This window comes from Bradyrhizobium diazoefficiens, from assembly GCF_016616885.1.
Classification (GTDB): Bacteria; Pseudomonadota; Alphaproteobacteria; order Rhizobiales; family Xanthobacteraceae; genus Bradyrhizobium; species Bradyrhizobium diazoefficiens_F.
This window is the reverse complement of record NZ_CP067102.1, coordinates 4,496,510-4,508,573: the sequence shown is the minus strand read 5'-3', so window position 1 is coordinate 4,508,573 and position 12,064 is coordinate 4,496,510. Positions and strand designations below refer to the sequence as shown.

The window sequence follows — 12,064 nt, the reverse complement described above, 5'->3', positions numbered from 1 at the left end:
GCAGGCGCATCTCATGGGTGTTTCAGAGCCCTTCATCCGCCGGCCGATCGCGACCTCGCTGCTCGGCATTGCGCTGCTGATCGGCGGCTTGCTCGGCTATTTCGCGCTGCCGGTCTCCGCGCTGCCGCAGGTCGACTTCCCGACCGTGCAGGTCTCGACGCAGTTGCCGGGCGCGAGCCCCGACGTGATCGCCTCGCTGATCACCGCGCCGCTGGAGCGGCAGCTCGGCCAGATCCCGTCGCTGACGGCGATGAACTCGACGAGCTCGTTCGGCGTCAGCCAGATCTCGCTGCAGTTCGACCTCAACCGCGATATCGACGGCGCGACCCAGGACGTGCAGGCCGCGATCAACGCGGCTGCCGGCGTTCTGCCCAAGACGCTGCCTTATCCGCCGACCTACGCCAAGGTGAACCCGGCTGACGCGCCGGTCATGACGCTGGCGCTGCGCTCGGACACGATCTCGCTGCGCGCGATGAGCGACATCGCCGATACGCTGCTGGCGCAGCGGCTCAGCCAGATCTCCGGCGTCGGTCGCGTCTCCGTGCTTGGCGGGCTGAAGCCGGCCGTGCGCATCCAGGCGGATCTGGCGCGGCTCGCTGCCTACGGCATCGCCATGGAGGATTTGCGCGCCGCCATCGCCAATGCCAACGTCTCCGGGCCGAAGGGCTCGCTCGACGGCGCCCAGCAATCCTACATCATCGCCGCCAACGACCAGATCGCCGCCGCAGACGCCTACAGGCCGATCATCATCGCCTATCGCAACGGCTCGCCGGTCACGATCGGCGACGTCGCCCAGATCGTCGACGGGCTCGAGAATGACCGCACCGGCGGCTGGTACCAGGGCACGCCGGCCGTCATCATCGACATCCAGCGCCAGCCCGGCGCCAATGTCATCGACGTCGTCAAGCAGATCCGCACCGAAATCCCGAAGGTTCAGCGCGCCATTCCGGCCGGCGTGCATCTGACCATCGTCTCCGACCGCACCGTCACCATCCGCGCCTCCGTCCACGACGTGCAGTTCACGCTGATCCTCAGCGTCGTGCTGGTGACATTGGTGGTGCTGCTGTTCCTGCGCTCGCTGCGCGCCACGCTGATCGCCGGCGTGGCGCTGCCGCTGTCGCTGATCACGAGCTTCGGCATCATGTATTTTGCCGGCTTCAGCCTCGACAATCTCTCGCTGATGGCGCTCACGATCGGCACCGGCTTCGTGGTCGACGACGCCATCGTGATGATCGAGAACATCGTCCGCCACATGGAGAATGGCGACAGCGCGATGCAGGCGTCACTGAAGGGCGCCAGCGAAATCGGCTTCACCGTGATCTCGCTGACGGTGTCGCTGATCGCAGTGTTCATCCCGCTGCTGTTCATGTCGGGCCTGGTCGGCCGCATGTTCCGCGAATTCGCGCTGACCTTGACGATCGCGGTCGTGACCTCGGCGGTGGTGTCGCTGACGCTGACGCCGATGATGTGCTCGCGGCTGCTTAAAGCTGCCCATGAGGAGCTGGCGGTGCCGGGGCTTGCCGCCGTCAGCCGCTTCATCGACCGCACCGTTGAGTTCTACCACCGCACGCTGCTCTGGGTGCTGGAGCGCCAGCGCGCCACGCTGGTCGTGACCTTTGCGACGCTGGCAGCGACCCTCGTGCTCTATGTCGTCGCGCCGAAGGGTTTTCTGCCGCTGCAGGACACCGCTTCGATCACGGCGGTGACGGAGGCGGCGCCCGACGTGTCGTTCGGCGAGATGCAGAAGCGCCAGGCCGAGGCCGCCGACGCCATCAAGGCCGATCCTGACGTGACTGGCGTGGTCTCGGTGATCGGCGCGGGCTCGGTCAACCCGACCACCAATGTCGGCCGCCTCGTCATGACGCTGAAGCCGCGCGGCGAGCGGCGCGACGATGTCAGCGCGGTCATCACCCGGCTGAAGGACAAGGTCGCCGGCATCCCCGGCATGACCGTCTACTTCCAGCCGGTGCAGGACGTGCAGATCTCGACGCAGTCGAGCCGCTCGCAATACCAGTACACGCTGACCGGCACGGATGCGACGCTGGTCTCGGAATGGGCGCGAAAACTCGTCGACGAGATGCGCCGGGATCCCCTGTTCCGCGACGTCTCGTCGGAGGCACAGGAAGGCGGCCTGCGCGCGCAGCTGGACGTCGACCGCACCCGCGCCGGCCAGCTCGGCGTCAGCTTGCAAGCCATCACCGACACGCTGAACGATGCGTTTGCGCAGCGCCAGATCTCGACCATCTACGGCCAGGCCAACCAGTACCGTGTGGTGCTGGAGGCACTGCCGATGTATCAGCGCGATCCCTCGATCCTGTCGAAGCTCTATTTGCCGGGCGGCGCCAGCAGCTCCGTCGTTGGCGCGCCCAACGCCCAGGTGCCGCTCGATGCCGTGGCGACGCTGAAGCGCACCACGGCACCGCTCGCGATCTCGCACCAGGCGCAATTCCCGGCGATCTCGCTCAGTTTCAATCTCGCGCCGGGCGCGGCGCTTGGCGACGCCGTCGAAGCGGTCAAGACGATCGAGACCCGGATCGAAATGCCCAACAGCATCGTCGGCGTCTATGCTGGCGACGCCGCCGAATTCGCCAAGGCGCTCGCCGGCCAGCCTTGGCTGCTTCTCGCCGCCGTGATCACGATCTACATCGTGCTGGGCGTGCTCTATGAGAGCTACATCCACCCGATCACGATCCTCTCGACGCTGCCCTCGGCCGGCGTCGGCGCCATCCTCGCACTGATCCTGTGCGGGCAGGACCTCTCGGTTATTGGCCTGATCGGCATCATCCTGTTGATGGGCATCGTCAAGAAAAACGCGATCATGATGATCGACTTCGCGCTGGAAGCCGAGCGCGGGCAGGGCATGCCAGCGCATGAGGCGATCGTGCAGGCGTGTCTGTTGCGCTTCCGCCCGATCATGATGACGACGCTGGCCGCGCTGTTCGGCGCGCTGCCGCTGGCGATCGAGAGCGGCACCGGCGCCGAGCTGCGCTTCCCGCTCGGCATCTCCATCATCGGCGGCCTGCTGCTGAGCCAGCTGCTCACGCTCTACACGACGCCCGTGATCTACCTCGCGCTCGACCGCATCAACCGCCGCCTCGAGCAGGCGCTGCCGCCGCCGGCGCCCGAGGGGCCGCCCACGGCCGGCGCGACCGAGGGGATGCAGTGATGGCATCGATCTCGGAGCCCTTCATCCGCCGTCCGGTCGCGACCACGCTGCTGTCGATCGGCCTGTTCCTGCTGGGGGGCGTCGCCTACGAGTTCCTGCCTGTCGCTTCCGTCCCGAATGTCGACTTCCCCGCCATCTTCGTCTCGGCGAGCCGTCCCGGCGCCGATCCCTCGGTGATGGCCGCAACCGTGGCCGCACCACTGGAACGGCGGCTCGGCGAAATCGCCGGCATCAATCAGATCACGTCGACGAGCTCTCTCGGCACTGCGAACATCCAGCTCCAGTTCGACATCGGCCGCAACATCGACAAGGCGGCGCGCGACGTGCAGGCCGCCATCAACGCCGCGCTGGTCGACCTTCCCAGCGATTTGCCCGCGCTGCCGCGTTTCCGCAAGGCGAACACCGCGGGTGCGCCCGTCTTCGTGCTGGCGCTGACCTCCAAGACGCTGTCCGCCAGCGCCATCTACGACGTCGCCGATACCGTGCTGGCCCAGCGCATCTCGCAAGTCCCGGGCGTGGGCGACGTCACGGTGTCCGGCGCCGATCAGCCGGCGGTGCGGATCCAGCTCAACCCGGTCGCGCTGTCCAATGCGGGGATAGCAACCGACGCCGTGCGGACTGCGATCGTCAACGCCAACCCGCTTGGTCCAGTCGGCATCTTCAATGGCGATCGCCAGAGCGAGACGCTGTCGCTCAACAGGCAGATGCGCACGGCGCAGGAATTCCGCGACATCGTCATCAAGAGCTCGAACGGCAATTTCGTACGGCTCTCCGACGTTGCCGAGATCGAGGACGGCGTCCGAAACGCGCGCTCGATTGCCTGGTTCAACAAGCAGCCGGCGGTGCTGATCCAGATCACCAAGCAGGGCGACGCCAACGTCATCGACACCGTCGACCGGGTCAAGGCGCTGATCCCCGCGCTGAAGCAATGGATCCCGGCCGGCGTCGACGTCTCCACCCTGGTCGATCGCACCTCGACGATCCGCGCCAGCGTGATGGACATGCAGTGGACGTTGCTCGCGACCGCCATCCTGGTGATGGTCGTGGTGTTCGTGTTCCTGCGCCGGGTGACGCCGACGATCGCCGCCGGCATCTCGGTGCCGCTGGCGCTGGCGGGAACCTGCGCCGGGATGTGGGTCGCGGGCTTCTCGATCGACAATCTGTCGCTGATGGCGCTGGCGATCTCGGTCGGCTTCGTGGTCGACGACGCCATCGTCATGATCGAGAACATGTACCGCAATCTCGAGCATGGGATGCGGCCGTTCCAGGCGGCGCTGGAAGGCGCCAAGCAGATCGGCTTCACCGTGGTCTCGATCAGCCTGTCGCTGATCGCGGCGTTCACGCCGCTGATCTTCATGGACGGCATCGTCGGCCGCCTCCTGCGCGAATTCTCGCTGACGCTGACCTTCGCGATTCTGGTCTCGACTCTGGTGTCGCTGACGGTCACGCCGATGATCTGCGCTCATTACATCCGGCAGACCACGTCGGGGTCGGCCACGCTGTTCGACCGCCTGGTCGAAGGTTCGCTGTCGCGCATCGTCGCGTTCTACACCCGCACCTTGCGCGCGGTGCTGGAATTCCCGCTGCTCACGCTGCTGGTGTTCTTCGCCACCATCGGGCTCACGGTGATGCTCTACATCAAGGTGCCCAAGGGCTATTTCCCGACCGATGATTCCGGCTTCGTCATCGGCGCGACGCGCGCCTCGGCCGATATCTCGTTCCAGTCGATGCTCGGCCTTCAGCAGCGGCTCGCCGACATCGTGATGCAGGATCCGGCCGTAGCCGGCATCGGTTCGACGGTCGGCGGCGGAGGCGGGCCGGGGGGCGCGACCTCGAACCGCGGCATCATGTACATCAGCCTAAAGCCGCCTGAGGAGCGGGATCATATCTCGACGCAGGTCGTGATCGACCGGTTGCGAAAGGCACTGTTCCCCGTGCCCGGCATCCGTCTCTTCATGTTTGCTGCCCAGGATGTCCGCGCCGGCGGTCGGCAGAGCGATTCCAACTTTCAATACACGCTCTCAAGCACCGACCTCGACCTGCTCCAGAAGTGGGCGCCGATCGTCGCCAAGCGGATGGAGACAGTCGAGGGCATCACCGACATCTCGAGCGACCGCGATCCCGGCGGACTTCAGCTGACTTTGAACATCGACCGCCAGAAGGCAGCCGCGCTTGGCGTCAAGGTTCAGGACATCGACAACGCCCTGAACAACGCCTTCTCGCAGCGCCAGATCTCGATCATCTACACCCAGCGCAATCAGTACATGACCGTGCTGGAGATCGATCCGAAATTCCAGGTCGATCCGTCCAATCTCGAGCGCATCTATGTCGCCGGCGCCAACGCTGTGCAGGTGCCGCTGTCCGCCGTGGTGCACGCGACGCGTAGCCTCGCCGCGCTCGCGGTCTATCACTCGCAATCGGTTCCCTCGACCACGGTGTCGTTCAACACCTTGCCGGATGTGCAGCTTCAGGCCGCGACCGAAAACATCCAGCGCGCGGTCGAGGAGTTGCATATGCCCGAGGGCATCCGCGGCAGTTTTGACGGCAATGCCGGCGATTTCGCCAAGACCAGCGGGCGTCAACCACTCTTGATCCTCGGCGCGCTGGTGGCGATGTATATCGTGCTCGGCGTGCTCTATGAGAGCCTCGCCCATCCGCTCACGATCATCTCGACGCTGCCCTCTGCCGGGCTCGGCGCGCTGCTTGCGCTCCAGATCACCAACACGCCGCTGACGGTGATCGCCTTTGTCGGCATCATCCTGTTGATCGGCATCGTCAAGAAGAACGGCATCATGATGGTCGACTTCGCGCTCGATGCCGAGCGCCAGCGCGGCCTGTCCTCGGCCGAGGCGATCTTCGAGGCCTGCCAGGCGCGCTTCCGCCCGATCCTGATGACGACCATGGCGGCGCTGTTCGCCGGCATTCCGCTGGTGGTGGCGACCGGGCCGGGCACGGAGCTGCGGCGCCCGCTCGGCATCACCATCATTGGCGGCCTGTTCGTCTCGCAGATCCTGACGCTCTACACCACGCCCGTGATCTACCTCCTGATCGACCGCCTGCGCCGCCGCTCCGAGCCGCGCCCGCTGCCCGCGCCGGCGGAATAGGCGAAGCGCCGCCTGCAGCGCGTAGCGGCGACTACTTCCAGCCCGTACGCTCCCGGCTTGTCGCGCGCGTCCGGCGCCGTCAGTTGGCTGGTGCCTATAACATCTGATGATATCGGTGCAACATTTTGTCTCATAAATGCTCGTTGCTTCTCATTTCTGTCAACAAAGCACGTTATAGGGACCGCACCCTTCGGTCCTCGCGCCGCCCCAGCCCTTTGCATTCGGACGGGTTCTGTCCCCGAAAAGGCACGCTGTCATTGGGAATCCGCGTTGTGGTCAGCACAGAGCGGCCGGCTCGTGTTGTTATGGAGTGGTTAGCCAAATGGCTGATGCGGTTGGAACGCACTTTTTCCCGGAGATTGCGGCGGGTGGATTCTCTCGGGTCGACGGCACGGTTCAGTTCTGGCAGCGGGTCGGCGCCCTGATCCGTCCGGATTCCGTTGTGCTGGACTTTGGCGCCGGACGAGGCGCCGGCCAGAGCGAGGATTCGGTTGCCTACCGGCGCAGCCTGCTGTCGTTGAAGGGGCGGGTGCGTGAGCTCATCGGCGTGGATGTCGACTCGGCCGTAACGACCAACAATGCGCTGGATCGGGCATTCGTGATCAAACCCGACGAGGCACTTCCGATCCCGGATCAATCCATCGACGTGATCGTCTCGGATTTCGTGTTCGAACATCTCCAGGATCCGGCCAGGGTTGTGCGTGAACTCGACCGCGTGCTCAGGCCGGGCGGCTGGATTTGTGCGCGAACGCCCAACCGCTACGGATATATCGCGCTCGCCAACCGGATGATCCCTGACCAGTGGAGTGCCCGCATCATTCAGTCGGCCCAGGACAACCGAAAGAGCGAGGATGTCTTCCCGGCCGTCTACCTGCTGAACACTGCCGGCGCGTTCAAACGGCACTTTCCTGCCTCCCGATACGATCTGTATGTGATCCCGTGGGACGCGGAGCCGGCCTACTATTTCGGATCGAAGCTTCTCTATTCGCTGTTCCTTGCGGTTCAACACTGCACGCCGGCTCCGTTCAAGACGGTCTTGATGGCGTTCGTGCGCAAACGCCCCGTGCCGTGAACCCGACAACCAAATTACGCCGGGCTCGAGCCGCCGAACACCTCATCGCGAAGACGAACGAGCGCACGAGACGAAAGGTCTTCGGGCGCGGAACGTGACGTACCGGGGCAATCTTGTAGGAAGATCGCCCCCTCCAAGACGTCACCAAATCCGAGCGATGACGTCACTCGCAAGTCAACTGGGGCGTGTATTACGGCTGGAGCATCCCGCTCATGCCCATCGCCCGCCTTTGGGCGGTCTTTCTGTTTGATGTGGGTATGATGATTGTTCGGCGGGCGCCACCACAGAGCGGCAGCGCGGTTCATGCGCCGTCGGAATAGGCGGGTTGTTGAAGCGGCGCATGAAGCGTATAGCGGCGACCATGTCGAACCCCACCGCCGCCGCGCCCGAGCCGATCCCCGAATGCCCGCACTGCCAGAAGCCGATGCCGCTCTGCATCTGCGACAGCGTCACGCCGATCGAAAACCGGCTTTCGCTCCTGATCCTCCAGCATCCGCAGGAGCAGGACAGGGCGCTTGGCACGGCGCGGCTGCTGGCCAGGCATTTTGCCGATGCGACGCTGCGGGTCGGCCTGTCCTGGCCGAGCCTGTCCAAGGCGCTCGGGCACCCGATCGAGAACGCCTCGCACTGGGCCGTGCTCTATCTCGGCTCGGCCCGCGCAGCCGACCTCGACGTGGAGGGTGAGATCGTCGCGCTCAACCGCAAGGGCGAGGTCGCGGAGAACCAGCGTGCCATCCTCGGCAAGCTCGAAGGCGTAGTGCTGCTCGACGGCACCTGGAGCCAGGCCAAGGCGCTGTGGTGGCGCAATCCCTGGATGCTGAAATGCCAGCGCGTGATCCTCAACCCGGCGCATCCGTCCCGTTACGGCCGCCTGCGCCGCGAGCCGCGCAAGGACGGACTGTCGACCATCGAGGCAGCCGCAACGCTGCTGGCCGGTCTGGAGCGGCGCCCCGATATCGCCGAGACGCTCAACGCAAGCTTTGAACGGCTGTTGACCCGCTACCGCGAGGTTCAGGCCGAGATGCCGGAACTGGCGCCAAAGCCGGCGCCGAAAGGCCGGCGCCGCGATTTCCGCCGCGGCAAGAAGGCTTGAGCCCCGCGGCTAGTTCTTGACGCTGTCCTCGTCGTCCTGCGGCCTCTGGTCGGGGGCGGACGGCGGGAAGATGCTGTCATAGAGTGCGCGCGCCTCGCGGATGAGGCGAGCCCGTTCCAGCTCTGATTTCGGGATAAATCGGACGATCTCGCCCACGTGCTCTCCAGCGCTCGCTTCTGCATCACCCAGCTGATGCGAAGGTTATGCCACGTGACCTGAATCGGGGGTTTCCAACCCGCCCCGGGCAAACCCGGTGGCGGCGCATCGCACGGGCGAACCCCGCAGGCGCGGCGGAGCCGGCGCGTGGGTCGCTTTTATGTTAAGATGTCAGGGAGTTGTGATGGAGGCCACGACCAGAATTGAACTGGTGTACACGGTTTTGCAGACCGTTGCGTAACCACTCCGCCACGTGGCCTCAACGAGGGCGGAGCAATATAGGGGATCAACGGCTTAGGCAACCCCGCGGGCCGTCGCGCGACGTCAAGCCTGGCTGAGAGGTCTCAGCAGGCGGCGTACCAGCCGTCCGGAAAGGGCACGAGGGGCCAGGCACCCTCATTGTCATTCGCGGCCATCGGAGTTTTCCTGGGCGTCGCCTCGAAGCTCCACGAGCGGGGCACGAATTCCTCCTCCGGCGCGGGCGCGAAATTGTCATGCATCATGGCGTCGCGGACGGTATCCAGCAGCAAGTTGAATTCGGCTTCGCTCATCACACCCTCCGGAACGCGGATGGCGAACTGTCGCAACGCCGGTTTGTTTCTCGATTGACCTGATTGTTCGCATTTTAACGATCGGCCGATCGAGATCCGAATGGTTAGCGATTCCTGAAAAGTCCCAGAGAACCCCGGTGGAAACTCTAGGGATCCCCAAGCAGCGGCCAGTGTGAAAGAGATCACATCCGGCGCGATTTATTCCTCCTACCTCTTCACACGCCGGCCAGCGCGGGCCCGGCGAGCAGGGGCAGACAGGAGACTGGTCATGAAGGCGAGGTTCTTGCGGTTTGCGGGTGTGAGAAGCCGGGCGCGTCGCGCCTCGACGGTCGGGCTGTTCCTGACGCTATTTGCCGGCGCCGCCCAGGCGCAGCAGGGCACGCCGGAGCAGCGTCGGGCTTGCACGCCCGACGTCTACCGGCTCTGCGCCGGCGAAATCCCCAACGTCCGCGCCATCACAGCCTGCCTGCGCCGTAACCGCTCAAGCCTAAGCGAAGCTTGTCGCACCGTGTTCGACCAGGCCGGCGGCTGAGCAGCCGCTGTGGATTTGTGCGCAGCAAGTGCTTTGCGATTCCAGCGCAAATCCGGCGGGTCGCGGCTGTGGATATGCTGCGGACAAGCTGTTGACTGGCGAATATCCGGCGCAGATCGAGCAAGCCCCCGAATCATGTCTGACAGATTCATGACGCAGTTAAGTCCGGTGACGAAACCATGGCGGCGGAGTGGTGTGTCGCACCGGCCTCGTGCCCCGGACGCTGCGCAGCGCGTCTTCAGCGGTGCGCTGCAGAGCCGGGGCGCATGGCAACACCGAGCAGCGCGGCTCCTTGCTAGGTCCCGGCTCTGCGCAGCAGCGTAAGAACGCTGCAGCGCGTCCGGGATACGAGAGCTTGCACTTCGTTTCAAATTGCAACCCGCGCCTGCAAGAAGTCGTGATTGGCAGTGATCTAGAGGTGATGGCCCCGCCTTGAACGCAGTCCCGAACGACAGCGACTAACTCTCAGAGTGCATCAGGATCAGTGGAACGTGATTGAATTCCCCTCTTGTAAAGCACTAAAATGGTGCTTTAGTGCTTTCCATGAGCCCGTCGCCTCGACATGCGCCATCGGCGCTGCGTTACAGGCTAGCCCCTGATCCGGCCGCCAAGGCTGCGATGGAGGCGACGTTTGAGGCTTATGACCGCATGATGGAGATCCTCGACGAGGTCGCGCGGATCCATAATGTGGGCTCCAACGTCGTCCTGCTGCATGCCCATGCCTATGAGCAGATCCGCAAACAGACCGCGCTGCCGTCGCGGCTGGTGACGCTGGGCCTGCGCGACCGCGCCGACTATCGCGCCGCCCAAGGACGCCGCCTGCCGCTCGACGACAAGCTCGCCAAGATCAAGGGCCCAGCCACCATTTCGATTTCAACCGTGCAGGGGCGCTTCAGCGTGCCCTTCGACTATGCCGGCTACGCGGAAGGCTGGGGGCAAAGCGTGCCCGCGCACCTGATCCGCACCGACGACGGTTTCGAGGTTCACTACGGCGTCACGCCGAACAATCTGCCAGAGGAGGAGAACGCTATGGATACCATCGCTGCCGCTCCCGAAAATTTCCTGTCCCGGGTCGGACGTCTGATCGCCGGCATCGCCTATGACGCGATCGAGCAGGCGGAGGGCAACAACAAGCTGAAAGTGGTTGGCCAGGCCATCCGCGAGATCGAGCGCGCAGAGAGCGAGGCGCGCGATGCGCTCGCGGCCGCGCGCGCCGAGGAATACCGCCTCAACGCGCGGCGCACCGAGATCGAACGCGAGATGACCGATCTCGCCGCCAAGATCGAGGGCGCGATCGCGGACAGCCGCGATGACCTTGCCCGTGCCGGCATCGCGCGGCAGATGGATCTGGAGGCGCAGTTCGAGGTGCTCTCCCGCGCCATCGACGAGAACAATGAGAAGATCGAGCAATGCGTGACCTCGCTCCGTGCGGTGCTGTCGGCGCTCCAGGATGCCGAGCAGCGCCGCGCTGATCTCGAAAAGAGCGAGGCTCTCGCAAGCCACCAGGCCTCGACCTCACCTCGTAAACGTGGTGGCACGTCCGCGGCGGGGAAGGCGTTGCGCGCGGGCAGGGCAGTGGCGCGCGTCACCGGCGTGCCGCCGGGCATTCCCTATTCCAGCGACATCGACGAGCTCAGCACGTTGCATCGCGACAAGGAGATTGCAGCGAGGCTGGCGCGGTTGAAGTCGCGCTCCTGAGTAATGTGTCATGAGCGCTCTGCTCGAACACGTCATGTCGGCCGAGGTCAGGCCGTTCGCGATCGCGGCCGCCATGATCCTCATCGTCGGCACGCTCGAAGTGGTCACCATGCTGGTCGGGGCCTCGCTGAGCGAGATGCTCGGCACCAGCATCGATTTCAGCCATCCCAGCGACAATGGCGTGATCAACGCCATCTCCTGGATCAATGTCGGCGGCGTCCCGCTCTTGATCTTCCTGCTGCTGGCGCTCGGCGCCTTTTCGATCACCGGCTTCCTGATTCAGGACGTGGCGAGGATGGTGGCTGCCCCGTTGCCGGCGAGCTTCGCCTCGATTGGGGCCGTCGCCGTGTCGGTCCCGCTGGTCCGCGCCGCCAGCGGCGCCATCGCGCGGGTCATCCCCAAGGATGAAAGCTACGCCGTCGGCCTCGGCGACCTCGTCGGCCGCGTCGGCGAGGTCGTCATTGGTCCGCTTGACCAGGGGCCGCCTGGCCGCGTCAGCGTCGCCGACGTCCACGGTAACCGCCATTTCGTCTGGGCGGTCGCGGCACCGTCATCACCACCCCTGCCGCAGGGAACTACGGTCCTCCTGGTCGATCGCGCCGGCACCCGCTTCGTCGCGGTGAAAGCCGACGATGAACTCAAGCCGTCCAAACCATCTCTAAGCAGCAGCTAAGTCATTATCGGAGAAAGTC

9 protein-coding genes and 1 tRNA gene are annotated in these 12,064 nt (G+C 65.0%); 7 read left to right on the top strand and 3 right to left on the bottom strand.

The window, feature by feature from the left end:
* Nucleotides 1-13: 13 nt before the first annotated feature.
* The 4 genes from JJC00_RS21075 (at nt 14) to JJC00_RS21060 (ending at nt 8,435) form a co-directional block, all read left to right on the top strand.
* Complete coding sequence (locus JJC00_RS21075; protein WP_200467878.1) at nt 14-3,166, top strand: efflux RND transporter permease subunit; 3,153 nt, start codon at nt 14-16, stop codon at nt 3,164-3,166.
* Nucleotides 3,166-6,270, top strand: a complete 3,105-nt coding sequence (locus JJC00_RS21070) for an efflux RND transporter permease subunit (RefSeq protein ID WP_200467877.1) — start codon at nt 3,166-3,168, stop codon at nt 6,268-6,270. Before JJC00_RS21075 ends, JJC00_RS21070 begins: the two co-directional genes overlap by 1 nt.
* 322 nt (nt 6,271-6,592) lie before the next feature.
* Entirely contained in the window at nt 6,593-7,342 is a 750-nt protein-coding gene (locus tag JJC00_RS21065) for a class I SAM-dependent methyltransferase (RefSeq protein WP_200467876.1), read from the top strand.
* A 361-nt stretch (nt 7,343-7,703) separates the two neighbouring features.
* Nucleotides 7,704-8,435 carry a tRNA-uridine aminocarboxypropyltransferase gene (locus tag JJC00_RS21060; protein WP_200474182.1) on the top strand — a complete coding sequence of 244 codons (732 nt, stop codon included), beginning with the start codon at nt 7,704-7,706 and terminating at the stop codon, nt 8,433-8,435.
* A 9-nt stretch (nt 8,436-8,444) separates the two neighbouring features.
* Here the strand turns inward: JJC00_RS21060 and JJC00_RS21055 are convergent, their stop codons facing one another.
* The 3 genes from JJC00_RS21055 to JJC00_RS21045 form a co-directional block, all read right to left on the bottom strand.
* Nucleotides 8,445-8,591 (bottom strand): hypothetical protein, encoded by a 147-nt coding sequence (locus tag JJC00_RS21055; RefSeq protein WP_200467875.1) that lies wholly within the window; start codon nt 8,589-8,591, stop codon nt 8,445-8,447.
* A gap of 185 nt (nt 8,592-8,776) precedes the next feature.
* Nucleotides 8,777-8,850: transfer RNA gene (locus JJC00_RS21050), tRNA-Cys, on the bottom strand.
* Between the two features lie 85 nt (nt 8,851-8,935).
* Entirely contained in the window at nt 8,936-9,142 is a 207-nt protein-coding gene (locus JJC00_RS21045; RefSeq protein ID WP_200467874.1) for a hypothetical protein, read from the bottom strand.
* A gap of 268 nt (nt 9,143-9,410) precedes the next feature.
* Here JJC00_RS21045 and JJC00_RS21040 point away from each other — a divergent pair, with 268 nt between their 5' ends.
* The 3 genes from JJC00_RS21040 to JJC00_RS21030 all read left to right on the top strand — a co-directional run bounded on the left by JJC00_RS21040 (nt 9,411) and on the right by JJC00_RS21030 (nt 12,045).
* Nucleotides 9,411-9,674 (top strand): hypothetical protein, encoded by a 264-nt coding sequence (locus tag JJC00_RS21040; protein ID WP_200467873.1) that lies wholly within the window; start codon nt 9,411-9,413, stop codon nt 9,672-9,674.
* Nucleotides 9,675-10,208: 534 nt separating this feature from the next.
* Entirely contained in the window at nt 10,209-11,372 is a 1,164-nt protein-coding gene (locus tag JJC00_RS21035; RefSeq protein WP_200467872.1) for a PspA/IM30 family protein, read from the top strand.
* 10 nt (nt 11,373-11,382) lie between these two features.
* Nucleotides 11,383-12,045 carry an OB-fold-containig protein gene (locus JJC00_RS21030; protein WP_200467871.1) on the top strand — a complete coding sequence of 221 codons (663 nt, stop codon included), beginning with the start codon at nt 11,383-11,385 and terminating at the stop codon, nt 12,043-12,045.
* Nucleotides 12,046-12,064: the final 19 nt, after the last annotated feature.

Excerpts from the sequence above, each read along its gene's own strand:
- JJC00_RS21040 (WP_200467873.1), top strand. The coding sequence starts at position 9,411 with ATGAAGGCGAGGTTCTTGCGGTTTGCGGGTGTGAGAAGCCGGGCGCGT.
- JJC00_RS21045 (WP_200467874.1), bottom strand. The coding sequence starts at position 9,142 with ATGAGCGAAGCCGAATTCAACTTGCTGCTGGATACCGTCCGCGACGCC.
- JJC00_RS21065 (WP_200467876.1), top strand. The coding sequence starts at position 6,593 with ATGGCTGATGCGGTTGGAACGCACTTTTTCCCGGAGATTGCGGCGGGT.
- JJC00_RS21070 (WP_200467877.1), top strand. The coding sequence starts at position 3,166 with ATGGCATCGATCTCGGAGCCCTTCATCCGCCGTCCGGTCGCGACCACG.
- JJC00_RS21075 (WP_200467878.1), top strand. The coding sequence starts at position 14 with ATGGGTGTTTCAGAGCCCTTCATCCGCCGGCCGATCGCGACCTCGCTG.
- JJC00_RS21030 (WP_200467871.1), top strand. The coding sequence starts at position 11,383 with ATGAGCGCTCTGCTCGAACACGTCATGTCGGCCGAGGTCAGGCCGTTC.
- JJC00_RS21060 (WP_200474182.1), top strand. The coding sequence starts at position 7,704 with ATGTCGAACCCCACCGCCGCCGCGCCCGAGCCGATCCCCGAATGCCCG.